This window comes from Microcystis panniformis FACHB-1757 (assembly GCF_001264245.1).
Lineage (GTDB): Bacteria > Cyanobacteriota > Cyanobacteriia > Cyanobacteriales > Microcystaceae > Microcystis > Microcystis panniformis.
In genome coordinates this window covers 86,754-111,011 of the sequence record NZ_CP011339.1, presented here as the reverse complement: position 1 = coordinate 111,011, position 24,258 = coordinate 86,754, and the positions used below count along the sequence as shown (strand labels likewise).

The window sequence follows — 24,258 nt, the reverse complement described above, 5'->3', positions numbered from 1 at the left end:
TAATCCTCTTGGTAAATAGGTGTTAGAGAGTTGTTGAAGGAGCTAGTTCGGGCGAAAGCTTAATAAGGGCGGGCTAGAGATACCGCCCTGACTTGATCTGAATTACGCTTTAACCTGGGGTGCAATGACAAAAGAATTGGCGACAGACTCAGTTAATTGAACATCATTGTCTGGATTAAAGCCGAGAGATTGTAGAAGATTTTTGCGATTATTTTTAGTATTGTTAGTTACAATACTGTTTTTGACCGCAGTAGTTCTCGTTGCTTGATTATCGGCTGAAACCCCAGAAAAAGCCGTCATATTTTGCCAAGTGTAAACCTTATCTATGGCGGTGGTATCGTGTAGCAATTCGTTGACATCAATACTATTAGTGCTACAGACATCTTTCTTGATTTGAGGAACAATACGGAAACCTGAGAGAGTGTTCTTAACAAATTGCTGATCGTTAGCTTCAGGGAGAAGAATTCGTTCTGAGTCTTTACCCTTTACTTTCGTCAATTTAACCTTAGCATCGCCCCAAAGTGCAGTTGGTACATCTTGAGTTATCGGGATAAATTGGAACTCGTTCTGAGGAACAGTTACTGAGCCACTTCCTCCCTTTTCCTGCCGTTTAATCTTAATGTTATAACTCGTGTCTAGTTGCTCTTTTGTAACCCCCATAGAACGAATCCCAAAATTAGTTTTTGCCTCACCAATACCGAGAGATTTTTTATCGTACAATGCTTGCTTGCTGGGGATAGCAGAATTAACTACTAGCTCTAACTCTTTGGGATTGACGACAAAGGCGACTTCTTTGGTTGTTGCCGGTGAGAGTTGTTTGGTGACTCCTTGATTGACAACAACACTACAAACGTCTGCAGCTGTTGATGAACCTTGTGCTGTTGATTTCGCAGGGGGTAAGAAGGAACTTTGGAAACTTTCCCAATCGATAGGCTCTGGTAAGCGAGAAGATTGATCGCCAAATTCCACAGTGACTTTGACGAAGATAATTCTAAATGTGGCTGTACCGGCAAATTCTGGACCCCAAATATGGAGTTGCACCCCTAAACTAACCGGTCCGAGTATTCCATAGCCAGCTTGAATCCTCACTTGTACTAGGATTTCGTAGTAGTAGGGTTTCCAAGAGATGAGGAAATGAGCCTCAGCGACAAAGTTAGCCCACAGTTTACCAAGTTTGAAATTGGCTTCTAGTCGGCCACCGGCCATGATGGCATGAGCGCACAGAGCAAAGTATTTTTCTCCCTTGAGGGATAGGCAATTCCCTACTTTCCAGTGGAAGCCTAGACGAGGGACTGTAGGATAGTGGGCAGGTTTTTTGAATAAGGGGTGATAACCACCTAAAGTAATGACAAAATCACCGGCATGAGGACCAGAAACCCAGAGACAGACGGCAAAGCCACCAGTTAAGCGACAATCTGGGGATAAGAGATAGCAATCTGAGGCTAATTGACCTTCTATGGAGATTACTCCTTCACTCAGAGAAAATCTGGCTCGTAGGAGCATCGTCATATTGAGAATACAGCTTGTATTTTTCGAGTCTTTTGCCGGAGTGGGAATTTTCATCTTGGCAATTCCCAACAGGTTGATCTCGAAATCTTCCCCAATGGCGACGGTTAGCAGCGCAAAGCAGTCTAACATCTTGAAGCAGGTAAACTTGAGTCCGATGGCGACAAAGCCGGAGCCGATGGATATGGGCATATATTCATCCATCTGGCCCAGTTTTTTGGTAATCAGTTCACTATCATCGGAAAATTTACTGTCGCTGGGTTCTACCGCTTCGGCAACTAGGGGAAATTTTAGTAACTTGTCGATGGAAGGTACTTTCAGATCGCGGTTGTAGCCGAAACCCAGAGCAAATCCCGTGATAATGAAGGAGGGATCAACTACTATAGTGACGTTGAGAACGGCATATAGAAATAGGGAGGGTTTACCGTCGTAGTAGGCATAGGCACCGATGGCGCTGACACCAAAACTTTTACCTGCTAGATTAAATTTGATGCTGGCTAAACCCAGATATTCTGTGTATTTTTCTTTTTCGGAACGCAGTAAGGCCCCGCTTATTTCAAGAGTTGGATTCTTGTACTCTATGCCAATGCCCGATATTTTAAAGGATGGTTTTAAGTCAGCTAAGGCAATGCCAACACCTAAATCGTCGCAAGAGAGGGTCAAGCCAGAGATTTTGATGGCAGCATCAATGAGGATGGCTAGTTCTCCTTTTTTTTCTCCCTTCTCTTCTTTTGTGCCATATTGGAAGCCAATCTGTTTGAGGGAAAACGGTCCGAAGGTTTTTTCTAGATCAAACCAAACGGCTAATTTACTGTTGGTGACTTCTTCTTCTTCTCCACCTGGAGCTAATTCTTCTCCCCCTTCTTCTCCCCCCTCTTCTTCTTCTTCTTGTGGACTTACTGGCAAGCTCACAATCCTGGAAAAATCAGGTAATTCTAATTGACCGGAGAAGCTGAAACCTTTACAGACAGAGAGTTTTTCCTCACTTCCCTCTTTGGGAACCGGTATTGGAGAGATAATCTCAGGGATTTTGTCGTTGAAAACGCGAATTTCTTTGATGGTAAAGGCTTTAGAAGCAACGACAATTCGCAGGGATGGAACTATTTCTTCTTCAGCGAGTTCATTGGCGATTAAATCACCCACTACGGGGAGAGAGCCTAATTTGATTTTGGTTGCAATATCTAAATCTAGGACAAACAGCCATTGTCCTTTACTTTCTTTACCTTCTTTTCTGTAAATCACCATCAGATTTTTGAAACTGATGGCCTTATTCCCGAGTCCCTCTGGTAACAGGATGCTTGGCTCGAAGGTTGCCATCAAAGCTTGGAGGGTGACTTTGAAGGGTTCATCTTTTCGGTTCTTCGTTACTTGGTATGGTTCGATAGGGGGGCATAAATCGACTAAATCCTTATCTGGCAAGAGACTTAATTGATTAGTTCGCTCTAGAAAAAAACAATTAACAAAAATCGCTAAATGCCTTTCTATATAAGGGTTCCATCCCTTATAACTCCCGTCCATTGCATAACACAAACCGAAGAGCCATCTTTTCCTTCTTGGTAAGCTGTGTAAGCAACAACAGTTTTACCTTTATCTGGTAATTTATCAGGTTTAACTTCACAGATAACGTCGATCCCTTCTTCTTCGCTCAAAGAAATCTTTATTTTTTTATCTGTTTCCGGTGAAGCTTCTAGGGCTTCTTCTAGGTCTTTTTTTAATTGAGGTTCGGTGTTTGTCGTCATAGGTTTGTTGGGGTTGGTTGGGTTGATGAGTTAGAAAGGTTAAGGAATAAAGCTCAAGAGAAAATTTGCAGTAAACACCTACAGTATCTAATTTTCATACCGTATAATCGAGTATTGAAGGGTAGTCATCAGTAACATTACCATTCTCTATAGGATAGAAACTATCTGCACCCTCCCAACAAGCATAGTGAATAATCATCAAGGAAAAATTTAGACGCTCCAGAACATTCTGGAATGCATCGCGAATAGTTATCTCACAATAGTCAGCCTGAATATCTGAGACACAAACTATGTCGTCTGCAAAGCGATCCAATACTGTGGCTAAAATCACAAGATCCTGTCTATGTTTCACAGTAAACCCATAATAAATGCGAAACTTCCACACTGGAAAAACAGAAACTTGCAATAAAACGACCTTCGCACCTTTTGCGAAACCTCTGTATCCCCAATGTTTTCTGGTAGTATCGTAAAAGACTTGACCACAAATCATTCGGTTTATAATTGTGCTATTTCCACCGAACTTTACAGAACCATTAACATCTAACTTAGCTTGGGGCTTGTCAGTACCAATGCCGACATTGCCATTGATAACCGCAGTGCCATCAATAAACGCATCCCCATCATTCACATGAAGTTTAACTTGGGGATTGCGAGTACCGATGCCGACATAGCCACCTCTTTTTAAAAAGATTCCTCGATTCCACTCCCAATTTCCAGACTGGTTATCATGAGTGATTTGCAGAAAGTCACCATTGTCGTTGGGACTAGTGTAAAACATGAATTTTTTGTTGTTTTCATTCTTCCCTAAAACTATATTGCCGTTAACCTGAAGTTGAGTATCTGCGTGAATAGTCTTGGTGCCGATAGCGACCTTACCACTAATAACCGCATCCCCACCATCCACATGAAGTTTTGCTGCGGGATTCGTAATACCGATGCCGACCTTGCCACTGATAACCGCATCCCCACCATTTACATGAAGTTTAGCTGCGGGATTCGTAATACCGATGCCGACGCTACCACTGATAACTGCATTCCCATCATTCACATGAAGTTTTGCTGCGGGAGTACTCGTACCGATGCCGACATTGCCACCTCTTCGTAAAGTGATTCCTTGGTTCCAATCCCAATCATTATTATCCTTGTCATGGGTGATTTGCAGAAAGTCGCCTCCACCATCTGTGCGACTGTGAAATATAAATTTTTTATTTGTTTCATCCTTCCCTAAAACTATATCGCCGTTAACCTTAAGTTTAGTCGTCTCCCGGTCAAAAGTCTTAGTACCGATGCCGACCTTGCTCCCACTATACAAAAGTGGCGTTTTTTCGATAGGTATAACTAGCCGCCCATCGGGATAGCTACCAATGTTTTGATAGTCAATATATATACAGGCTAGTCCAGAAGCGCTGCTGGTCACTAAATTGCTAATTGTTAGCTCGATTCCCTGTCCTGCTGTTAATTGCTTCAGGGATGCGTTGGGTGTAAAACTCCACTGAGTGGAATTTGCCGTATGGTCTGATGCCCAAGAATTGTTATCTGTTACTTGGATTTGAACGCCGTTTAACTGGCTAGTTGTTGCCACCAGTGCGTCTGGATGATTTCCCTGCTCAAAGCTGACAATAAACTTTGAACTTTGGTCTAATGAGAGAATTGGTCGCGTGTTATTAGATAAAGGGGAATTGAGTACCTTTAATTTCAGAGTGTTTTGAGTAGTTCCATCATTGAGAATCGCATTAGAACCTAAGACCCGAAATTGTAAAGGAATTTGCGTCTTGCGGAGATGATTGATTACAGAAACCGCGTTTTTGGAACTTACTTGCTCCTTAAGTGGGGTTGCTGTTGCTGTCGCCGTTGGTTTGCTCGAAATTAGACCGATTCCACCATACAACAATTCAACATTGCTGCTTTTAACAGTGCGATTATTAGCTGTAAGTTTCGAGAAACTTATTTGAATCTTCTCGTTTGGTTGTAACGTCAGTTCAGTTGTGCGAAGAAAATACATCGAGAAAAAGTTTTCTTCTTCGTTATAATTGACGATCCAATCGTTAGTATTGTCTATTGTGATCTCACTAGGGTTAAGCCCTAAATCTTTTTGCCAACGAAGTTGAAAATGGCATCGTTCCGGACTAGCCGCATTAGCGCCTCCTTGTGCAACAGTAGCTAATTTTTCGGGAGGAGAGTTCAAGACAGGGCTCAAGACGATGATATTTTTGCTAACATTCAACACCTCTAAATGTAACTTTGAGGCCTCATTGCCATCTTCTAAATAGATGGTGTTAATAAGGTCAGCCTTGCCGCTCTGTCCGTAATAAAACTGAAATACCAAAGGCTGTTGGGTTGTCATATTGCTAGGATTAATGGCCTTTTCCTTTTGAAGAATTTCTGGGGGAACTGGGTTAATCATGATCATTACTCCTTGAGAAAAAAGAAATTGTTTTTTGTGGTTGGGTTTTACTCGCTGACAGTTGGGATTTCTTGAGTCCATGAATCGGTTGATTCAGGTTGCTGTAATTGGGCTTCTCCTTGTCTCTGGATTTTGCCAATCAGTTGATAGACTTGGCGGTAAGGCATAGTACCCAAAGCTTCTAAAACTTGGTTGACTTCCCCCAAAGTTAATTTGAGGGAAATTTGTTCGGCTTCATTCATTAGTTTCTGTTTTTCTGGTTAATTTTAGCCAGCCATCATAGATTTTTTGTGGACTGGAGTAAACCGACTGAGAATCAAAGGGAACTAGGGGACGATTTGACCAGATATCCCCATCTTTTCCTAACCAAGACCACTCATAATTGGGTACTTCAGGAAGGGAAAGCTTGATCTGATCAAGATCATTGATTGGGTTAAGATCACTCAGAAGTGGTGCCGCTAAAAAGGTAACTTCGATCGCTTGTAAAGCAGGTAAATACTGTTCCGGCGGAATAGAAATACTCTTAGCAGGAAGTATGCCACAAGTCGCGTTAACTTGTCCACGAGGGTCGATTAACATCACTAGAGTTTGGGCTGTATTTTCCTCTAAGGTTTGCTCCAGATTCAAGGGAGTGTCAGGGGTGGGATCTTTTTCATCATCAAACAGGGTTTTGATCTTTTCGTGGGGAACATAGCAACTTTGGGGAGCATAAAAAATGTCTCCTGCGTAAGAAGTGCCATTGGCGCTTTCTATCCAGTAGCCCACTAAACTATCGTTAAACTGCTGATATTCACCAATACGGATGGGGAATTTGACCTGTTCAAAAGCGTCCGTCGTTCGCAGCTTATTGCCGAAGATGTCTTCAGAGAAGGATATCCTGTTCTGGCTAACGGCGGGTATGCCTTGGATATCTAGATTGACGCGTGAGCGCACTAGAGCTAAAGGTCGCGACACTAGCAAGGAGATGGCTTTATTTTGAGCAAATCCTTCGGGGTCAATGGTTTCTAAGGCTGCATTGACAGTGGTGAGGAAATCGGACATAAATGCCGGTCCTTGATCTCTCAGATACTGGACCATTTGCTTGAGATAGGGGTTAGTCCCAGCAATAATGTCATTAATTTCCCGCTCAGTGTAATCACGTCCCGGAACAGAGCGCAATCTAGCGGTGCGGTCAATCATCACTAGAGCATTGCCCTCATCATCATAAATGGTCAGGCTGTTATCTAAGTTGTTGGGCAAAACCCAGCCACAGATTGGTTTAGTGGCGAGGGTATCATTCATTTCCTGATCTTGTTGACGGCTGCGAGTCCCCTGTGGTCGAGTGGCCGATAGCCAGCGAAAATTCAAGCGGGCGGGTTGGGCTAAACGGGGTGGCAGGTAGATGGGATGGGATGATAATACATTAGCAAAAGCTGTTGGCAGTGTTAGGGGTTGGCTAGGGACAATCTCACGGCGATTGTTAGCGTCAAGCACGACATTAACCTGTCCAAAGGTATCCACAAGTCGTAAATCAGTAATCTTTAATCCTCCTACACGAATGGGACTAAAATCGAATCCAGTTAAAGGCGATCGCAAAAGACTGTCCGGTACGAGACGAGAGCTAAGTTCTAAAGTGTTCTGCACGTTTTGCAGGAAATCTTTTGCAGGTCCAGTTGCTGCAAGTAGATTATCGTTGACATCTAACTGAATTGTCCGACTATAGGTGAGTAGTGCATCACTAAAGCCGCCGAGACTCTGGGCGAGACAGCCGTTAAGAGATTGCAGTTGTTGATAGGCCCGCAGCGCCGTAGAAAAAGGATCACTAGCTGTGGGGTTTTTCTGGTCATACCACCCCTTGACAGAGGTAAAATTCTTGACTAGGTAGTCCTCGGTTTGGTCGTCTGGGGATATATTTTTGTCTTGGTAATAGTCGGGCAACAAATACTTGGTCAAGTAATCTATAAGATTGTCCTTGAGCAACATACTAGCCGAGGAAGAGAGAAAACTAGCTCCCGTGTAAAGGTCGGGATAATCAGCCAAATTACTCGCGCTTGCAGCCGTCGGGGTAATTTCAAGGCCATCGACTGGCAATTGATAGTTCTTTTTGATGATGTCAGGAGGGTAGTTTGTGCTTTGATTGTATGTCTCGCTTTCTATTTTATGGTTTAGCCCTTTCAATTGCACTTGCCATTCCAACAAGAAAGGGTTCCAAGGCTGATTTTTCCATTGACGGAAGCCAATTTTTTCCGTGGGTTTGTTGCCAAACTCGTTGAGAAATTGGACAAAAATATTTAAGGTGTTGTCAGATAAGCTCTGCAAGTCAATGGACTGAGTTAATAATTTACATTGCAGCAAACCATCTGTCCTTAAACGCTCGTCGTCACGGTTGCGAGTCGGTTTAGCGACTTCCCCAGTCATTAAAACTACGGGATCATTTGGCTGCCAATAGCGAGGACCTGGAACTATTTTGATGGTGTAAGATGGTCGGAACAAACCAATTTTGTCTTGGTAATCCCGGTCAATTGCGGTCGGAGATAGGGGGTTTTTGTGGAAGCTAACGCTGGCGATGCGTCCCCGTAAACGATGGCTACCGGAAGAGTTAGACATTAAATAGACGGTGTGACTAAAGGGGTTATTAGCCTCTAAGTGGAGGAAAACCCACCGATTCTTAGGAATTGCTCTCCAGTTAATCGGTCCGTTTACCTGTTGTCCGTTAATGTAAATTTTTTGCCAAGTGCTGCTAATTCCATTAGTAGAATTAACATAAAGGCTGGTACTTCTCACCTCTAAAAGGGAACCCTGAACTCCCTCTGGTATGTTTACCCACATCGAGAGGGACTGGATATTTCCTAAATTAGAGATTTCATAATTCTGATTGCCATCGAAAGATAAACACTTCATGGCAATATCGTCATCCACTAAGGTAGAATCGCCAGTGACTTGGACTGATTTTTTGGGAGCAATTAAACGGGATTCTTTGTTAAACTGCTGAACTTCAGCAATTAGTGTGTTAATCGACCCAGCAAGTCTGCTCGCTTTTGAATCGCTGTCAAAATTTGAATTACTGTCAAAAGGTCTGTTAATCGACCAGGCAAGTCCGCTCGCTTTTGAATCACTGTTAAAAGAGGAGCCAGAAAAATTCTTAGGAGCAGCAGCGCTGATAATTTGACCTTCTGTATTTTTCTGTAAGTTCAAGACCCCAGCAGCTTTGATGGCATTCTCTAAGGCTTTTACCCCATATTGATTTTCCTCTGGAGGTCCCTCAAGAAACGCCTTGATTAGATCCATGTCACTCGTTTCCTCAAAAATTTCGTATATTTCCAGTGTTTGTATTTTGCTTCTATCTAGCAAGCTTTTCTCCTTATCCCGATCAGGAAGAACATAAGTGGCCAGCATATACTTATACCAATCAGCATAGACTTGTTCTCGAATTGAGCCAACTTTTGCTAATTGTTGGTCGTATTCACGCTGTGCTTCATTAACTTCACTGATGCGATCGCCGATGGCGGCGGATAATGTCACCTGCATTATTCCCTCGCCTTGCACTGCATTTGCTGGGTTGGCACTTCCCGACTGGGAAATTTTCGGATCAGATTCCGGCACTACCTGCCATGATATCTCTTTACATTGGCCAGTAAAGCTGTCCTCGTGTAGTCCTTGTCGAAACTTGGGTCCAAAGTCGAGATTTTGCTGTACTAAACGCCCACCCATTTGTAAGGCTTCTAGCTGCTCCTCAATCGTTTTGCGATTTTCTGTATTTGTTGTGTCCAGTTGACGAGCTACATAAGCTGCTATGGCTTCTTCTTGGTTGTTTCCTACGGCGATCGTTCCTTGGAATTTAATCGCTTGTGGGTTAGTTACAGAAGCACCAGGCGCAAAACTTAGGGAAGCATGACAAAGAAGACGATCGGGGAAACTTTGGTTATTGCCTATTTCTACTGTCCAGCCAGCTTTACTTTGCAGAGTGTCTAAAAGGCTTAAAGTATCTCTGTCTGGGTACTGTTCTTTGATAAATTTGTCAAGATAATCTTTGGTGCCGTCGCTATACCAGCCAATGACATCATATCGTAGGTCTTTGGGCGGGGTTGTATTGATGGTGAAGTCCCCATCATGAAAACCGAACACACTACGACAGTTAGGATAAAAACCAGCAAAGGCAACTTTTTCGTTGTCTAAGTTGTCAACTGTGGCGAAGGGTCCAATAGCGGACAATTCCTGAATATATTGGGAATTTGTTGGCCTTGAGCGCCATGCTCCCAATTCTAATTTACGCCCCAGAAAACGATAGGGTTGATACTCATTGGTAGCTGGATAATAGAGGATATTAATTGTATCTTCTGGTGTAGCACCTTCAGGATACAGATAATCACTTTCTACAACCCATTTTTTTTCTGCTATATTGCTCCCACGTCGTATAATTAGCCAGCGATTAGGTACAAGGGGAAATGTGATGCCTTGTTCTCCATCTCTTGCTATACCGTTAGTCAGCGCATCTGGTAAAGACCAGTGTAGGTGAATGCCTGCTTTTAGACCTAATTCAGGTTTTGTCAAGGGAACCGTTAATACAGTTTCGCTAATATAAGCCCTACCGGGATTTACTAATTGGCTATTTTTATAGTAGGGGAGCTTACTATAATCAGTCATTTCCCCCAGTACCTTCGTCTGGCTCGGGAGGTAGAGGGCATCAAGGTAAACCGGAACTAGGAGTGTGGTCATAACTGTAGTATGTAGGGATGAATGAAGCAGAAGCCTAAATCGTGAGGTTTAGCAATCTTCGCTGTTATACTGCGACAGAATGTCAAGGGGCAAAACCCACTTGGAGAAGTCCTTAAGATTCGTTTTTTTCTTTATTTTTTGAATGGTAAGAACTCTTGATTTCTTTGTCAACACTTGTGGCATTTTTTTTGTAAATTTTTATCATTTTTTTTGTTATTTTTTGTTATAATATCGTTATAATTTTTAGAATTAAGGGAACAGGGAACAGAGTAAAGTCAATATTTACAGGAAGTTCTAACAAGCCAAAATCTAATCAGGATTTTCAGGATTCTCAATCCAAAATCTAAAATCCAAAATCGAAAAACATTTCAAGTTTGTCGATGCTTTAAGTTCTACTGCTAGAAAAGCATCTGCTAAATGAGCATGGTCGTTATTGCTCGTTTCTATGACAATTGTCAGAAAAAGGATAATATCCACTAGAAACCCGATCATCGGCCATTTGGTAGCGGCATAAATCCAACCGATGCCCAAAATGCCGATGTCTGGTTAATAGGTCCAATTTTGTTTCGTCTGTAGGGTGTAGGTTCCGTCGCGCACATTGACCCGATGGGGGATCAGCTTCAGGTCTCGGAAGATATGAGCTTGGTGTTGTAGGGCCGTCAGAGAGCGATCGTCGATCGGGATAATGGCACGTTCAGAGGCCCGTTGTTCGAGATTAGCCACGATCGCCGGATCGATCTCGTGGTGAGCTGCCAAGCGTCTCGTCGCCTCTAACTCCTGTTGTTTCGCCCAGGCCCCCGCCTCGTTCACCTCTTCTAAAATCACCTTCAGTACATCGGGATAATCCCGCACCAATTCGGGAACCGCATAATAATAGGTCGGCACTTCTAGAGAGGCGTTTTCCCCGAATATACTCTCTAGATCCGCCACCGATCTTCCCGGATAGGTGCGCGTCTCCGTGGGGGAATAGGGAACCCAGACCACCCAAGCGTCGATCTCACCGCGACGAAAAAGCACCAGTGCTTCCGGTTGAGTCGCATACACCGGTTCGATATCGCTTAATTCTAGATTCACTCTCATCAGGGCGCGGATGAGGACATAATGGGCGCTCGAACCTCGATCGAAGGCGATTCTTTTGCCTTTTAAATCCGCCAAGGTCTGTATTGGCGAATCCTCAGGCACGAGAATCGCCTGACCTTTCGGGGCGGTATATTTTTCTTTAGCTACCCGGACGAAGACGTGTTCGGCCGCTTGCGAGAAAATACTCGCCGTACCGCCACCACCACAGAAGTCGATCATTCCGTTGCTCAAGGCCTCGATCAGCGAGGAAGCGGAAAGAAAACTCGTCCACGTTACCGTCACCCCCAAGGGTTTTAAGCGTCTTTCCAGAAAGGCCTGGGCGCGGAGAACTTCCAGATTGGTCATGCCCTCGGGATAGCCGATCTTGAGGGTTCCTAGCCGCCGGGCTTGTTTGGCCAGGGGAGTGATATCGGAGGGGGTCGAGCGCTTGAACCAGCGATCGATCAGGATACAGAAGAGAATTCCAGCGATAAATAATCCCACGGTTTCCAATAGCCGGGGAGTCGTATTCCGGGGGAATTTAAAGCTATCGACGAGGTTGAGAATCAGGTTATCGGATCGAGAATTTTGACCGACGGCGATCTCGCGTAGCGAGCGCTTTGCGTTCGTGTCGGAAAATCCAGCCAGGAGAAAGCTCCCGACCAGACTGGTCAAAAAAAGCAGCGCGGGAAGAACTCCCCGGCAATTTCGCCACGGTTTCCAGAGACACTTGATCGAACGGTGGAGCATGGGATTTCTCGCAGAAAACAAGATTTATCGTCGGGCAAGGAGACAAGAAGGAAGGGTTTCCCAACTCGATCGGGAGAGGTTCCATTAGTTTTAAGTGGGTGGGTGGAATTAAATATAAGATAAACGTAGGTTGGGTTGAAGCATGAAACCCAACGCCAGCACGGGTTACGCTACCGCTAACCCATCCTACAAATAATTGTGCCTCCCTACTTATCTACATACTATAGAAATCCACGACTCCTCGATTGTGTAACAAAGTACATTTATAAATGTATTGAAAATGATATAGTTTTAAAACAAAATTGCGCCCGCCTTTGAGAGATCGAGGTAATATGGATGGATTGGTTGATCGAAATCGTCAAAATCGCGGTGGCCACCGGCATAGCCACCACCTTCGACGACAATATTTATCTAACCGGCTTTTTTAGCGAGGTAAATCGTACCTTTCGCCCGGTTCACGTTGTCGTAGGCGAGCTAGTCGGGTTTACGGCCTTAGTATCGGTTAGCTTGCTGGGTTTTCTCCTCGGCCTAATCATCCCGCCGATTTATATCGGTCTTCTCGGAATCCTGCCGATCCTCATCGGTGTGAGAAATTTAGTGACTTTAAATCGCGATAACGAGAGGGAAAGCGCAGATCGCAAGGTGAATTTGCGAAGAAATGCCCAATTTCATGGGTTCGCCTCCCGCAGACTATCCCTCGGTCAAGTCCTCAGAGATCGCCAAACCTATAAAGTTTCCGCGGTCACGATATCCAATGGCGGCAATAATCTCGGTATCTATATTCCCCTATTCGCCAATAGTACCGTGGCGCAGTTAGCCGTAATCATCCCGATCTGCTATCTAATCGTCTGTACTTGGTTATTTCTCTCCTATCATCTAACCCGCCAACCGGGGATCGCAGTTGTCCTCAGCCGTTATGCCAGTAAGCTTTTCCCTTTTGTGCTGATGTGGTTGGGCCTACGGATTATTCTCGATAACGGTTCCTATCGCCTGTTGATTCCCATCGGGTAAATTAGGCCCCCGTAAAAATCGCCAATCTCCGGCTCCCACGGGAGTCAAAATTCAGGAAGAGAGAATAAAAATTAGTTGGTTTAGAGCAACCTTATCGAGAAAATCCCGATGAATGTATCACTGTTGCCAATTCGATCGCTGTTTCGTCCCTTTCGTTCCTTATCGGGGAGGAGCTTCCTTTCCTTCCTGTTAGTGGGACTGTTGGCAAGTCTCGCCCTCGCCTCCTGCGGGGGAATCGGCTCAAAACCGGAGGTGAAACTGAATCTCGTTTCCTTCTCGGTCACGAAAGCCGCCCACGACCAGATTATCCCGAAATTCGTCGAGAAATGGCGGAAAGAGCATAACCAAAAAGTCATTTTCCAGCGCAGTTACGGCGGTTCCCTGGCCCAGGCCGATGACGTGAACGCAAAGCGCTCGCTACGCGAGATCGCAGGGAAACAAGAGGCGGACGTGGTACATCTAGCCCTACCTCTAGACGTGACGCGCATCGCCGACGCGGGGTTAATCCATCGCGGTTGGGAAGATCGGGTTCCGAGAAGGGGAGTGGTGAGTCAATCGGTTGCGGCGATTGTGACGCGGGCGGGAAATCCGAAAAATATCCAATCCTGGGCGGATCTGGCTAGAGAGGACGTTACAGTTCTATCCGCCGATCCGAAAACTTCCGGGATCGCTATTTGGCAGTTATTAGCCCTCTGGGGTTCGGTGACGCAAACGGGGGGCGAACCAGCACAGGCATTGGATTTTGTCCGCCAAGTCTATGAAAAGATTCCCACCCTAGCGAGGGACGCACGGGAAGCCAGCAATGCCTTTTTCCAAGAGGGAAAGGGGGATGTTTTAGTCACCTACGAAAACGAGGTAATTCTAGCGGCAAGAAATCAACCCGACATCAGTTACTTCGTCCCTTCGGTCAATATCTCGATCGATAATCCCGTGGCGGTGGTGGATAGAAATGTCGATAAACACGGCACGCAAGAGGTGGCCGAGGCCTTTGTGAATTTCCTCTATTCCGAGCCGGCACAACAGGAATTCGCCAAATTGGGCTATCGCTCGGTCAATCCCTTCGTGGCCAAGGATGAAGGATTACAATTCCCGCCGATCAAGACCCTTTTCAACGCCCAAGATCTCGGGGGTTGGACGTTGATCGAAAAGGAATTTCTGGCCAATAACGGCATCTTCGAGCAGATTAAAAACCAGTCGGCTTCCTAACATTTTTCCCGCTTTAATCTATGAAATTCTCTCATTATTTTTTCCTAATCTCCCTTCTGATGGCCAGTAATTTGATCGCCGGTTGCGGTCGCCCGGCCGACTCGGCCGAGAAAGAAGCACCAGTCTCGATCGACGGTGGTGCGGTGGGTTTCGCCCTCTCCCTCGCCGTTGCCGAAGAATATCAGAGAATCCATCCCGAAGCGCGGGTAAGCGTCGCCACCAGTGGAACCGGGGGCGGTTTTAGTAAGTTCTGCGCCGGAAATCTCGACATTGCCGGGGCATCGCGGGTGATCCGGAAAGAAGAGATCGAGAAATGTCGGGAAAACGGTGTGGAATTTCTGGAATTACCGATGGCGATCGACGGATTGGCGGTGATCGTCAATAAAAAAAATCAATTCGCCAAGTGTTTAACGATTAAAGAACTCGATAAAATGTGGAACACGAAAGCGGAGGGCAGGATTACCAGTTGGAAACAGATTAATCCCAAATTTCCCGACGAGAGATTATTACTTTTCGCCCCGCCTTCCGATACGGGAACCTTCGATTATTTCACCCAAGCGATTACGGGAAAACGGAGAAATAGCCGTACGGATTTCACCCCGAACCGCAATCAAAACGCGCTCGTGCAGGGGGTGATCGGCAATCCATCCGCGCTTGCCTATTTAGGCATCTCTTTCTATATGCAGAACCAAGATCGATTGAACTTGGTGGCGATCGAAAACAATGAAGGAAAATGCGTCAAACCGGTTCCCATCGATAACGTTCTCCGCAATATCTATAATAGACCTCTTGCATAATTTTTTTATGGTATAATATAAGGTTTTGCTTTTTTCTCAATTCTTAGATTGAAGTGGAAAAAAGAATAAAATGTGATCTTAGGTCAGGAAATCATCTATAATTTTGCTATGTTTATTAGCAAAATTATGGATTATCAAAACTTATCAGATGAACAATTCAAACGCCGTTTCGGTGTGTATAAACCAACATATAGAAAGATGGTAGAATCAGTAAAAAGTGTTGAAGCCGACTCTAATTCACCATCTAAAAGGGGACCGAAACCTAAACTATCTATAGAAGAACAAGTTTTAGTAACGTTAGAATATTGGCGAGAATATAGAACATATTTTCACATTGGTACAAGCTGGGAACTATCAGAATCAACTATATGTCGGATTGTAAATAAGACGGAAAAAATGCTTTTACAATCGGGAAACTTCCGTTTAAAAGGAAAAAAAGCTTTACTCAATCAAGCAGAGATACCGGTCGTAACGGTAATGGATGTAACGGAAACTCCCATTGAACGCCCCAAAAAGAAACAGAAAGATTTTTTGGGGGGTAAAAGAGGTTATCATACTTTAAAATCCCAATTAGTAGCTGATCAAAATACCGAGGAAATTATCTGTGTCTTTTGTGGGAAAGGTAGAGGTCATGATTTTAGTTTATTTAAAAAAAGTCGAGTTCGTTTTCATCCTTTAACTACCAGCATAGAAGACAGTGGTTATCAGGGAATAGCTGCATACCATAGTAATAGTTATACACCGAAAAAGAAATCGAAAAATAGAAAATTAACAGAGTTAGAAAAAGAGTATAACAAGGCTTTAGCCAAAGAAAGGATTATCATTGAACCTATAAATAGGAAACTCAAAATCTTTAAAATCTTATCCTGTAAATATCGGAATCGTCGTCGAAGATATAGTTTAAGAGTTAACTTGTTGGCGGCTATTTATAACTGTGAGTTAGGGATAGGTATAGCAGCTTCTTAAAAGTTGCCTAAAGATTAATCAAGTCAAGGAGAATTTATTCTCAATTATAAAAATTGAGATAGTTTGTGCTGCTTAAATAAAGAGGTTTTGATAACCAAATTAAAGCATATCTAAAGAGTTTTGAGTTAAAAGTTAAACTTCAAGTTTTCATTCAGGACTAATGTACTGGTTAACTAATTTTTTGGGGAAAATTAGTTAACCCATCATTATAACATATAATTAATTTGCAAGAGTTCTAATCCCCTTTCCCGTCCCCTGTTTATCTACGTCAACAAGAATAATTTAAAAACGAATCCATCCCTGGAAAAATTCGTGCGCTTCTATTTAGAAAATTCCTGGAAATGGGTCGATGGCGTGGGTTACGTCGCTTTACCTGATGAGGCCTACGTCAAAACCCTGCGGAAATTCGAGCGCGGGGAAACGGGATCGAAATTTGGCAAAGCTAAACCGGGAGAACCGATCACGAACTTTATCTAAAAAAGGAATTTTGTTAAACCATGACCTTAACCCCGAGTTCTTTCGATAATTCTTTTTTCGCGGGAGATAATTCACTCCTCAAGCACCCCGGCGACGATATTCAAGAGAAGATAATCGCGGTCATTCTCTTCGCTTGCGCCTTCGTTTCCGTGGCGACGACGATCGGCATCGTGGCGATTATTTTTAGTGAAACCTGGGGATTTTTTCAAGAGGTATCTTTCGCCCAATTCTTTCTCGATACCCGTTGGACTCCACTGTTCGCCACCCCTCATTTCGGTATCTGGCCGCTAATTAACGGGACATTTTTAACCACGGCCATCGCTATGTCCGTCGCGGTTCCTTTAGGCCTATCTTCCGCGATCTACCTCGCCGAATACGCGAAACCGAACCTGGCGGCGATTTTACGCCCCGCGGTGGAACTTCTCGCCGGGATTCCCACGGTGGTGTATGGGTACTTCGCCCTACTCGTTGTCACGCCCACTTTGCGGAATCTTTTCCCCGTCGAGATTTTTAACGCCCTCAGTGCCGGGTTAATGATGGGGATCATGATCACTCCCACGGTGGGATCGATTAGTTTAGACGCAATCCGAGCGGTTCCTCGTTCCCTGCGCGAGGGTTCCTACGCGCTAGGAATTACCAAGCTGGAAACGATTTTTAAAGTGGTTCTCCCCGCCGCCCTCTCCGGGATCATGGCCTCGATTATTCTGGGAATGTCCCGGGCGGTGGGGGAAACGATGACGGTGTTGATCGCCGCCGGCTCGCAACCCCGGCTTACCCTCAATCCCTTCGAGTCGATCGCCACGATGACCGCTTTTATGGCCGAGATTTCCGGGGGAGATGCGCCCCGGGGCAGTCTCAGTTTTAAAACCCTCTACGCGGTCGGCGCGGTGCTTTTTCTGATCACGCTGGTGCTGAATCTAGCCAGTTACTGGATATCCCACCGTTTTAAAGAAAAATACGATTGATTTCCCATGGTTAAATCCTCTGTCAAATCCGATACCGTTGAATTTATCGACCATCTCGAACGTCGCGAGGCGATCGGCAAATTCTGCGAGTATCTTTTCCTCTTCGGTTTACTGATCGGTTTGTTCGTTCTGGCGCTGTTGGTGTTGAATATCGCCCACGATGGACTCGGACGACTCTTAACCCCCGGATTCCTCACGGAAACGCCTTCCCGTTTCCCGGAAAGGGGCGGTATCCGTCCGGCGATCATCGGTAGTTTCTATCTGGGAATTATCGTGCTTCTCGTGGCGGTACCGATCGGGGTCGGGTCGGCTTTGTATCTAGAGGAATACGCCCCGAAAACTTGGTGGACGGCACTGATCGAGGTGAATATCGGCAATCTGGCCGGGGTTCCCTCGATCGTCTACGGCTTATTAGGATTAGCGGTTTTTAACTATACTTTGCACGGCTACAACTTGCATTTTTTACTCAAGGACAATAATATAGTTTAAGAGTCATAATTAGAAGCAAAGCACTCATTAAAAACATGATTAACCTAGAATTCACGGAAGAAGAAAAGAACTCACTGTATTATGAAAGATTTCATCATCCCCATCCCCGGGTTCAACTGAAGATGGAAGTTCTCTGGTTAAAAAGCCAAAAGATACCGCACCAAAAAATTTGTCAGTTAGCAGGAATCTCGCCAAATACCTTATTAACCTATCTTCGCGATTATCAAGAAGGCGGAATAGAAAAATTAAAAGAAATCAACTTCTATCGCCCTAAAAGTGAATTAGAGTTTCAAAAAGAAACCCTCAAAAAATACTTCGAGAAAAATCCACCAGCCACAATAAATGAAGCTGTATATAGGATAGAAAAATTGACGGGAATAAAACGAAGTCCTACCCAAGTGAGAAAATTTTTAAAATCAATGGGAATGAAATGTTTAAAAGTAGGTTCTCTTCCTTCTAAAGCTGACCCAGATGAACAAGAGGACTACAAAGAAAAAAAGCTAGAACCCAGACTAAATGAGGCAAAAGAAGGAAAAAGGGCTGTTTTTTTTGTTGATGCCGCTCACTTCGTCATGGGAGCATTTCTCGGTTTTGTTTGGTGTTTTGAGAGACTTTTTGTTAAGTCACCGAGCGGGCGTAAACGCTTCAATGTTTTAGGAGCATTAAATGCAATAACTCATGAAGTTATTCTGGTAACATATGAAACTTATATTACGGCAACTCAAGTCTGTGAACTCCGCTCAAAAATAGCTGCTTTAGGACTAATGATTCCCATCACTCTAGTCTTAGATAATGCCCGCTATCAAAAATGTAAAATTGTTGAAGAATTGGCTCTTTCTTTGTCAATAGAGCTGCTCTATCTGCCGTCTTATTCACCTAATCTAAATTTAATTGAAAGGCTGTGGAAATTGGTCAAAAAGAAATGTTTATATGGTAAATATTATGAGAACTTTTCTGACTTTTCTTCAGCTATTTATGAATGTCTGAATGATGCCCATCTGAAACATAAAAAAGAACTGGATTCCTTGCTGACTCTACGATTTCAGAAGTTTAATAAATCTCAGATTATGAACGTCTAAAGTATATAACGCTTAAGACGCTCAGGATGTTTTTCTACTTCTTCAATGGCGGCGAGCGTTTCTGTATTAAGTACCTAAGCAAAATTAATTACACATATCTAACCACCTCTTGCCTCTTGCCTCTTGCCTTTTGCCTTTCTTCACTAGGAAATTTATTTTGCACGACTACTTAGGAATTTGAACATCAAAGGGAAAACCTTGATGAAAATCGACATCAGATAAGGCTGGATGCTGGATTTTTTGTAGGAGAAGCTGTTGTTCTTCGTCAGTTAAGGAAAGGATAATTTGAGCAAGGGAATCAATTAGTTTAGTATTGATTGCAGCAGCAGCTTGACTCATGGTTAAACAAATAATTGGGAGTTAATTAATTATTTTAATCTAGTTTAGCGCGAGTTAGCACCCCCTAGCGATCGCCTCTTATTCCAGAAAACGGGTTTTTTAAAGAAACCCGTTTTCTCAGTTGATGAAATAAGCTAAAATCAAATCAACTCGTTGCCCTCGCCTTATGTTTTCTATCCAAACTACCTACACTCAAGCTCAAGAAAATTTAGCGAGCCTTCTGGATCGACTGGAAAGCGAGAATAGTATGGCGATTATTACTCGCCCTGGTCATAAAGATATGGCACTATTAAGCGCAGAGGAATTAACTGGCTTATTAGAAACCGTTTATCTTTTGCGATCGCCTGCGAATGCTCGAAAGTTATTGGCAGCACTGGAACGTTCAATGGAGAGGGACGTTAAAACAATACCGGGACAGACAGTTACAGAACTTTGTCAGGAGTTAGGAATTGAACGCCAAGAGTAGGGCAATTGTCTTTGACAGTCAATTTCGAGAAGATTTAAGATGGTGGTACAAAACAGATAAAAAAATCGCCTTTCGCCTACTCGATCTCGTAGAATCTGTCACCGCCGATCCCTTTACTGGAATAGGCAAACCAGAACCCATAAAGTATCTTGAAGCTAATACTTGGTCACGCCGAATTACCACAGAACACCGTCTAGTCTATCGAGTCAAAGATGACCGCATTGAGTTTTTAGCAGCACGATATCACTATACTTAAACAGCTTATGTATTCCAGAAAACGGGTTTCTCAAAGAAACCCGTTTTCTATGGCATTCATCTTGCTTAATTGATAACAGTTTTTAACTTTTCCAAGACAGAATTGTTTAACGTAATTTTTCCCATTCTTCTCTACTAATATTTGCTTGTTGTAAAATTTTAGCCAGCAAGCTTTTACTGATATCTCCTTGGTGTGGATTAGGAATCCAGATTTTTAATTTTCCCTGCACCATATATTGATGATTTCCTCCTACCAAAGGACCAGAAAATCCCAGCTTTCTCAACTGGCGAATTAACTCTTTCCTTTTGATGGGGGCAAAAGGTGGCATCAGGCGATTTTTTGTTGAGGGGTTAGATTGATACCGTCAATAATCGGTAACTGATGCTGTAAGCGTAGTCCTAAAATAACCCAGCCTTCCAAAACTTCCTGTAACTGTTCCTTAGTAGCTTCGAGAGTTGTCCCATTAGCATATACTCCCTCAAATCCCGGAATTTCTCCATAAAAAGTACCGTCTTCTAGAACTTCATAAGTTGCCAGTTCCATTGCTTGTTTTAGATATTTTGTTAGCATCATTGACAGGAATAAAGCTCAGTGATTGTCTCGAAGATTGTCGATTTGATGATCAGTTGTTTTGAACTTGGCGATAATTTTGCCCTGTTTCTCAGCTTACCAGAAAACGGGTTTCTCAAAGAAACCCGTTTTCTTCTCAAAGAAACCCGTTTTCTATGGCTGCCCTAATGGCGCCTAAATGCCGCTGCCGTTCCCAGTAAGCCTAGGGCCAGCAAACCTAAGTCAGAACTTGATTCAGGAACAGGAACAGTCTGGGCAAACCGGACTTCAGAAAGTCCAATCACGTTTGGCTCTAATCCCTGAAATCCCGGACCCCAGTTACTTGCTACATCTAGCCTGGCATATTGGGCTTGAATTACTGGAAAGGAAAAGATTGTCGCTGGTATGTTATTTGCCGTACCTTCAGGTAGTGTTAGGGTTCCTGATACATAAACTGGACTGCTGAAGTTGGCGTTATTGGAGAGAATTAGTGTGAAATCCCTGATTCCGCGATCAGTAGCTATGGTATTAAAAACGTTGTAATTCCACAAAGCCAAGGTATCTAAGAACACAGAACTGCCAAAATCAAAATCAAGATTGACATCAGCAGGAGTCGTCCCGATTTCTAAACGTACTCCCCAGAAATTAGAAAAATCCATACCTGCGACGTGCTGTTGCTGCAAAGCGTTTCCAGGTCCAGTCAACCCATTGCCGTTGGCAGTGTTGACTAAGGCTCCAACGTTGGGAGTAGCAGAGCCTGCATTAAGCGTTAAGGTTGGAGTCGGATTGTAGATGATCGGCAGCGCTTGGACGGGGAGGATAGTCAGTCCAGCGATCGCGCTAACTGTGCCAGCGAAGACAACACCAGCCAGAGAGAGAGATTTGAAGTTAGTTGTAAAATTCATGGGCAATTTTGGGCAAATTCCACCAGCATTTTACTCCCCCCCCGATTTTGTCAAATATCGCTTTTTTATCGATTGCTATAGAGTTTTATCTCCAGAAAACGGGTTTCTCAAAGAAACCCGTTTTCTCAGTGCGATCGCTTGGGGAAGATCGGGTTTGGGATATTTGTAATCTTTGATACAAAGCTCTGGATTATCTGTTCTTAAGATTAAGGCTGGTGTTGCTCATTGATCGGGAAAGAGGCCGGCGCAAGCAGATAAAAACCGCAGAGAAGCTTGTGCCGTGGGATCAAAATTATTAAGCGGAGAATAGCCTCTGACCGGAATTCAACATCAAAGTTAGTAGGAAACTTGTCATCGCCTAAGTAAAGTAACCCTTTATCCACGACACAACACAATAGGAAAAATACTTATGAGTTATGGAACGCGTGTTCAAGCTATCTCTCAAGTAACGGATCGTAAACCCCTACCTAGCAAAATTCCTCAACGTTTAGAGGCCCTCTGGGCAACCGATGTGTTTACCCTGAGCAAAATGCAGGCCAGTCTTCCCAAAGACGTATTCAAATCGGTCAAAAACACGATTTTAACCGGGGGAAAATTAGACGTTTCCATCGCCAGTGCGGTAGCGGCAGCGATGAAAGATTGGGCCACGTCCAAAGGGGCGCTGTACTATGCTCACGTCTTCTATCCGATGACCAACGCCACCGCCGAAAAACACGACGGCTTTATCTCCGTGCAGAGCGATGGTTCAGTGATCACAGAATTTACCGGCAAAGTCTTAGTACAGGGAGAACCGGACGGGTCCTCCTTTCCTAACGGCGGACTTCGCTCCACCTTTGAAGCGCGGGGTTACACCGCTTGGGATGTCACCAGTCCCGCCTACGTTATGGAGACGGATAATGGTGTCACCCTCTGTATCCCCACGGTTTTTATCTCTTGGACAGGAGAGGCCCTCGACAAAAAAACGCCCCTTTTACGTTCGATTTCATCGATGAGTAAAGCCGCCACCAGGGTGCTTAAACTATTAGGACATACGGAAGTCGCCCCCGTTAACTCCAGCTGCGGTGCTGAACAGGAATATTTCCTCGTAGATGCTCATTTTGCCCATAGTCGCCCCGATTTACTGCTCACCGGTCGCACCCTATTTGGTAAACCCGCCGCTAAGGGTCAACAGTTCGACGATCATTATTTTGGTGCGATTCCCGAACGGGTTCAGGTGTTTATGCAGGAAGTGGAGGAAAGAATGTATCGCCTCGGCATTCCGGCCAAAACCCGCCATAATGAAGTCGCTCCCGGACAGTTCGAGATTGCCCCCTTTTTCGAGGCTGCTAACGTGGCCAGTGACCATCAGCAGTTAATTATGACTTTGCTGAAAAGTACGGCTAAAAAACACGGTTTTGTTTGCCTACTGCATGAAAAACCCTTTGCGGGAATTAATGGTTCGGGAAAACACGTTAACTGGTCGGTAGGCAACGCTACCCAGGGCAATTTGTTAGATCCAGGCGATACTCCCCACGCTAATATGCAGTTTTTGTTATTCTGTGGGGCGGTAATTCGTGGTGTTCACAAGTACGGGGCGCTTTTACGCGCAGTGGTGGCTACTGCCAGCAATGATCACCGTTTGGGGGCAAATGAAGCTCCTCCCGCCATTATTTCCGTATATTTGGGCAGCCAGTTAGAAAAGGTATTTGACCAAATTAGCCAAGGCCGAATTGAGGGTTCTGATGCTCCGGGGTTGATGGATCTCGGTGTCGATACCCTGCCGGTATTCCCCAAGGATCCTGGCGATCGCAATCGTACCTCTCCTTTTGCTTTTACGGGCAATCGCTTTGAATTCCGCGCCGTGGGTTCTAATCAGTCAGTTTCTGGGCCGCTGGTGGCGATGAACACGATTCTAGCCGATTCCCTGACTTGGGTGGCGGATAACTTAGAAAGTCGGATGAAAGCCGGGGAAGACCTCAATACTGCCGCCCAGGGTGTTCTCAAGGAGATCATGGACAAACACAGAAATGTGATCTTCGGAGGTAACGGATATTCCCCAGAATGGCACAAAATGGCGGTAGAAGAGCGCGGTTTGGCTAATCTCCGCACCACCGCCGATGCTTTACCCGTGCTGAAAGCCGATTATATTGAAGAACTGTTTACCCGCATGGGTGTGCTTACCCCCGTTGAACTGGAAAGTCGTTTTGATGTCTATGCGGAACAGTATTTGCTGGCCATCGAGGTGGAGGCGAAACTGGTGGTGAGTATGGCTAAAACGATTATTTATCCCGCTGCCGTTCGCTACTTGTCGGAATTGTCTTTGGCGATCGCTAATGCGGCGGCGATCGGCATCGAGATGGATAAGGAAAGGGCCCAAACCGTCTCGAATTTAATTAAATTACTGATGGATGGCGTTAGCAAACTGAGTGAGGCCATGGCTAAAGACGATTTTGACTCGATCGAGGAACATATGCAGTATTCCGCTCAAACGATCCGTCCCTTGATGGATAAGGTGCGCGAATATGCTGACACACTGGAAGGGGAAGTGGCCGACAATTTCTGGCCGCTGCCTACCTATCAAGAAATGTTGTTTGTTAAATAACATGACGGCAAGGAGGGGG

The 24,258-nt window shown here is 44.5% G+C and carries 23 protein-coding genes and 1 pseudogene; 13 read left to right on the top strand and 11 right to left on the bottom strand.

What is annotated here, in order from left to right; translation table 11 throughout:
- Positions 1 to 102 precede the first annotated feature (102 nt).
- The 7 genes and pseudogenes from VL20_RS00595 to VL20_RS00565 all read right to left on the bottom strand — a co-directional run bounded on the left by VL20_RS00595 (position 103) and on the right by VL20_RS00565 (position 12,153).
- Positions 103 to 3,024, bottom strand: coding sequence for a DUF6603 domain-containing protein (locus VL20_RS00595; protein ID WP_128575109.1), 2,922 nt, complete (start codon positions 3,022 to 3,024; stop codon positions 103 to 105).
- A complete protein-coding gene (locus tag VL20_RS00590) occupies positions 2,988 to 3,245 on the bottom strand; it encodes a hypothetical protein (RefSeq protein ID WP_052275289.1) in 258 nt (85 codons plus the stop codon). Before VL20_RS00590 ends, VL20_RS00595 begins: the two co-directional genes overlap by 37 nt.
- A gap of 94 nt (positions 3,246 to 3,339) precedes the next feature.
- On the bottom strand, positions 3,340 to 5,649 hold the full coding sequence (locus VL20_RS00585; RefSeq protein WP_052275288.1) for a hypothetical protein: 2,310 nt from the start codon (positions 5,647 to 5,649) through the stop codon (positions 3,340 to 3,342).
- A 47-nt stretch (positions 5,650 to 5,696) separates the two neighbouring features.
- Positions 5,697 to 5,891 carry a hypothetical protein gene (locus VL20_RS00580; RefSeq protein ID WP_052275287.1) on the bottom strand — a complete coding sequence of 65 codons (195 nt, stop codon included), beginning with the start codon at positions 5,889 to 5,891 and terminating at the stop codon, positions 5,697 to 5,699.
- Positions 5,884 to 10,344, bottom strand: coding sequence for a hypothetical protein (locus VL20_RS00575; RefSeq protein WP_052275286.1), 4,461 nt, complete (start codon positions 10,342 to 10,344; stop codon positions 5,884 to 5,886). The genes VL20_RS00580 and VL20_RS00575 overlap by 8 nt, the downstream gene beginning before the upstream one ends.
- A 465-nt stretch (positions 10,345 to 10,809) precedes the next feature.
- A pseudogene (locus VL20_RS26745) lies at positions 10,810 to 10,878 on the bottom strand (thiol-disulfide oxidoreductase); the annotation flags it as partial.
- Between the two features lie 12 nt (positions 10,879 to 10,890).
- Positions 10,891 to 12,153 (bottom strand): sulfonate ABC transporter substrate-binding protein, encoded by a 1,263-nt coding sequence (locus VL20_RS00565; RefSeq protein WP_052275284.1) that lies wholly within the window; start codon positions 12,151 to 12,153, stop codon positions 10,891 to 10,893.
- Between the two features lie 336 nt (positions 12,154 to 12,489).
- Between VL20_RS00565 and VL20_RS00560 the strand changes: the two genes are divergently transcribed.
- The 8 genes from VL20_RS00560 to VL20_RS00530 all read left to right on the top strand — a co-directional run bounded on the left by VL20_RS00560 (position 12,490) and on the right by VL20_RS00530 (position 19,143).
- A complete protein-coding gene (locus VL20_RS00560; RefSeq protein WP_052275283.1) occupies positions 12,490 to 13,164 on the top strand; it encodes a cadmium resistance transporter in 675 nt (224 codons plus the stop codon).
- A 108-nt stretch (positions 13,165 to 13,272) separates the two neighbouring features.
- Positions 13,273 to 14,370, top strand: coding sequence for a sulfate ABC transporter substrate-binding protein (locus VL20_RS00555; RefSeq protein WP_052275282.1), 1,098 nt, complete (start codon positions 13,273 to 13,275; stop codon positions 14,368 to 14,370).
- A gap of 20 nt (positions 14,371 to 14,390) precedes the next feature.
- Entirely contained in the window at positions 14,391 to 15,167 is a 777-nt protein-coding gene (locus VL20_RS00550) for a substrate-binding domain-containing protein (protein WP_284525954.1), read from the top strand.
- A 108-nt stretch (positions 15,168 to 15,275) separates the two neighbouring features.
- On the top strand, positions 15,276 to 16,133 hold the full coding sequence (locus tag VL20_RS00545) for an IS5 family transposase (RefSeq protein ID WP_052278013.1): 858 nt from the start codon (positions 15,276 to 15,278) through the stop codon (positions 16,131 to 16,133).
- Between the two features lie 312 nt (positions 16,134 to 16,445).
- Positions 16,446 to 16,610, top strand: a complete 165-nt coding sequence (locus VL20_RS26740) for a hypothetical protein (RefSeq protein WP_284525953.1) — start codon at positions 16,446 to 16,448, stop codon at positions 16,608 to 16,610.
- 20 nt (positions 16,611 to 16,630) lie between these two features.
- A complete protein-coding gene (gene pstC, locus VL20_RS00540) occupies positions 16,631 to 17,575 on the top strand; it encodes a phosphate ABC transporter permease subunit PstC (RefSeq protein WP_052275281.1) in 945 nt (314 codons plus the stop codon).
- A gap of 6 nt (positions 17,576 to 17,581) precedes the next feature.
- Positions 17,582 to 18,064, top strand: coding sequence for an ABC transporter permease family protein (locus VL20_RS00535; RefSeq protein ID WP_284525952.1), 483 nt, complete (start codon positions 17,582 to 17,584; stop codon positions 18,062 to 18,064).
- A 35-nt stretch (positions 18,065 to 18,099) separates the two neighbouring features.
- Positions 18,100 to 19,143: an IS630 family transposase gene (locus VL20_RS00530; protein ID WP_052275280.1), complete on the top strand. Its 1,044-nt coding sequence runs from the start codon at positions 18,100 to 18,102 to the stop codon at positions 19,141 to 19,143.
- Between the two features lie 165 nt (positions 19,144 to 19,308).
- On the opposite strand, the gene VL20_RS30925 is transcribed toward VL20_RS00530, so the two are convergent.
- On the bottom strand, positions 19,309 to 19,482 hold the full coding sequence (locus VL20_RS30925; protein WP_158499307.1) for a hypothetical protein: 174 nt from the start codon (positions 19,480 to 19,482) through the stop codon (positions 19,309 to 19,311).
- A 166-nt stretch (positions 19,483 to 19,648) separates the two neighbouring features.
- Here VL20_RS30925 and VL20_RS00520 point away from each other — a divergent pair, with 166 nt between their 5' ends.
- Together VL20_RS00520 and VL20_RS00515 are read left to right on the top strand one after the other, a co-directional pair.
- Entirely contained in the window at positions 19,649 to 19,948 is a 300-nt protein-coding gene (locus VL20_RS00520) for a type II toxin-antitoxin system Phd/YefM family antitoxin (protein ID WP_002753456.1), read from the top strand.
- The gene (locus VL20_RS00515; protein WP_002763656.1) at positions 19,932 to 20,204 is read left to right on the top strand and encodes a Txe/YoeB family addiction module toxin; all 273 of its coding nucleotides are present in this window, start codon (positions 19,932 to 19,934) and stop codon (positions 20,202 to 20,204) included. The genes VL20_RS00520 and VL20_RS00515 overlap by 17 nt, the downstream gene beginning before the upstream one ends.
- A gap of 106 nt (positions 20,205 to 20,310) precedes the next feature.
- On the opposite strand, the gene VL20_RS00510 is transcribed toward VL20_RS00515, so the two are convergent.
- Complete coding sequence (locus tag VL20_RS00510; protein WP_002732388.1) at positions 20,311 to 20,532, bottom strand: type II toxin-antitoxin system HicA family toxin; 222 nt, start codon at positions 20,530 to 20,532, stop codon at positions 20,311 to 20,313.
- Positions 20,532 to 20,777 carry a type II toxin-antitoxin system HicB family antitoxin gene (locus tag VL20_RS00505; RefSeq protein ID WP_052275279.1) on the bottom strand — a complete coding sequence of 82 codons (246 nt, stop codon included), beginning with the start codon at positions 20,775 to 20,777 and terminating at the stop codon, positions 20,532 to 20,534. Before VL20_RS00505 ends, VL20_RS00510 begins: the two co-directional genes overlap by 1 nt.
- Before the next feature lie 18 nt (positions 20,778 to 20,795).
- Here VL20_RS00505 and VL20_RS30920 point away from each other — a divergent pair, with 18 nt between their 5' ends.
- Positions 20,796 to 20,942: a hypothetical protein gene (locus VL20_RS30920; protein WP_158499306.1), complete on the top strand. Its 147-nt coding sequence runs from the start codon at positions 20,796 to 20,798 to the stop codon at positions 20,940 to 20,942.
- On the opposite strand, the gene VL20_RS00500 is transcribed toward VL20_RS30920, so the two are convergent.
- Positions 20,939 to 21,658 carry a PEP-CTERM sorting domain-containing protein gene (locus VL20_RS00500; RefSeq protein WP_052275278.1) on the bottom strand — a complete coding sequence of 240 codons (720 nt, stop codon included), beginning with the start codon at positions 21,656 to 21,658 and terminating at the stop codon, positions 20,939 to 20,941. The genes VL20_RS30920 and VL20_RS00500 overlap by 4 nt on opposite strands.
- Between VL20_RS00500 and VL20_RS30915 the strand changes: the two genes are divergently transcribed.
- Together VL20_RS30915 and VL20_RS00495 are read left to right on the top strand one after the other, a co-directional pair.
- Positions 21,636 to 21,827 (top strand): hypothetical protein, encoded by a 192-nt coding sequence (locus tag VL20_RS30915; RefSeq protein WP_128575108.1) that lies wholly within the window; start codon positions 21,636 to 21,638, stop codon positions 21,825 to 21,827. The two genes, VL20_RS00500 and VL20_RS30915, sit on opposite strands and share 23 nt — an antisense overlap.
- A 240-nt stretch (positions 21,828 to 22,067) precedes the next feature.
- A complete protein-coding gene (locus tag VL20_RS00495; protein ID WP_052275277.1) occupies positions 22,068 to 24,239 on the top strand; it encodes a glutamine synthetase III family protein in 2,172 nt (723 codons plus the stop codon).
- The last annotated feature ends 19 nt before the right edge of the window (positions 24,240 to 24,258 follow it).

Excerpts from the sequence above, each read along its gene's own strand:
- VL20_RS00595 (WP_128575109.1), bottom strand. The coding sequence starts at position 3,024 with ATGGACGGGAGTTATAAGGGATGGAACCCTTATATAGAAAGGCATTTA.
- VL20_RS00590 (WP_052275289.1), bottom strand. The coding sequence starts at position 3,245 with ATGACGACAAACACCGAACCTCAATTAAAAAAAGACCTAGAAGAAGCC.
- VL20_RS00585 (WP_052275288.1), bottom strand. The coding sequence starts at position 5,649 with ATGATTAACCCAGTTCCCCCAGAAATTCTTCAAAAGGAAAAGGCCATT.
- VL20_RS00580 (WP_052275287.1), bottom strand. The coding sequence starts at position 5,891 with ATGAATGAAGCCGAACAAATTTCCCTCAAATTAACTTTGGGGGAAGTC.
- VL20_RS00575 (WP_052275286.1), bottom strand. The coding sequence starts at position 10,344 with ATGACCACACTCCTAGTTCCGGTTTACCTTGATGCCCTCTACCTCCCG.
- VL20_RS00565 (WP_052275284.1), bottom strand. The coding sequence starts at position 12,153 with ATGCTCCACCGTTCGATCAAGTGTCTCTGGAAACCGTGGCGAAATTGC.
- VL20_RS00560 (WP_052275283.1), top strand. The coding sequence starts at position 12,490 with ATGGATTGGTTGATCGAAATCGTCAAAATCGCGGTGGCCACCGGCATA.
- VL20_RS00555 (WP_052275282.1), top strand. The coding sequence starts at position 13,273 with ATGAATGTATCACTGTTGCCAATTCGATCGCTGTTTCGTCCCTTTCGT.
- VL20_RS00550 (WP_284525954.1), top strand. The coding sequence starts at position 14,391 with ATGAAATTCTCTCATTATTTTTTCCTAATCTCCCTTCTGATGGCCAGT.
- VL20_RS00545 (WP_052278013.1), top strand. The coding sequence starts at position 15,276 with ATGTTTATTAGCAAAATTATGGATTATCAAAACTTATCAGATGAACAA.
- pstC (WP_052275281.1), top strand. The coding sequence starts at position 16,631 with ATGACCTTAACCCCGAGTTCTTTCGATAATTCTTTTTTCGCGGGAGAT.
- VL20_RS00535 (WP_284525952.1), top strand. The coding sequence starts at position 17,582 with ATGGTTAAATCCTCTGTCAAATCCGATACCGTTGAATTTATCGACCAT.
- VL20_RS00530 (WP_052275280.1), top strand. The coding sequence starts at position 18,100 with ATGATTAACCTAGAATTCACGGAAGAAGAAAAGAACTCACTGTATTAT.
- VL20_RS30925 (WP_158499307.1), bottom strand. The coding sequence starts at position 19,482 with ATGAGTCAAGCTGCTGCTGCAATCAATACTAAACTAATTGATTCCCTT.
- VL20_RS00520 (WP_002753456.1), top strand. The coding sequence starts at position 19,649 with ATGTTTTCTATCCAAACTACCTACACTCAAGCTCAAGAAAATTTAGCG.
- VL20_RS00510 (WP_002732388.1), bottom strand. The coding sequence starts at position 20,532 with ATGCCACCTTTTGCCCCCATCAAAAGGAAAGAGTTAATTCGCCAGTTG.
- VL20_RS00505 (WP_052275279.1), bottom strand. The coding sequence starts at position 20,777 with ATGATGCTAACAAAATATCTAAAACAAGCAATGGAACTGGCAACTTAT.
- VL20_RS00500 (WP_052275278.1), bottom strand. The coding sequence starts at position 21,658 with ATGAATTTTACAACTAACTTCAAATCTCTCTCTCTGGCTGGTGTTGTC.
- VL20_RS00495 (WP_052275277.1), top strand. The coding sequence starts at position 22,068 with ATGAGTTATGGAACGCGTGTTCAAGCTATCTCTCAAGTAACGGATCGT.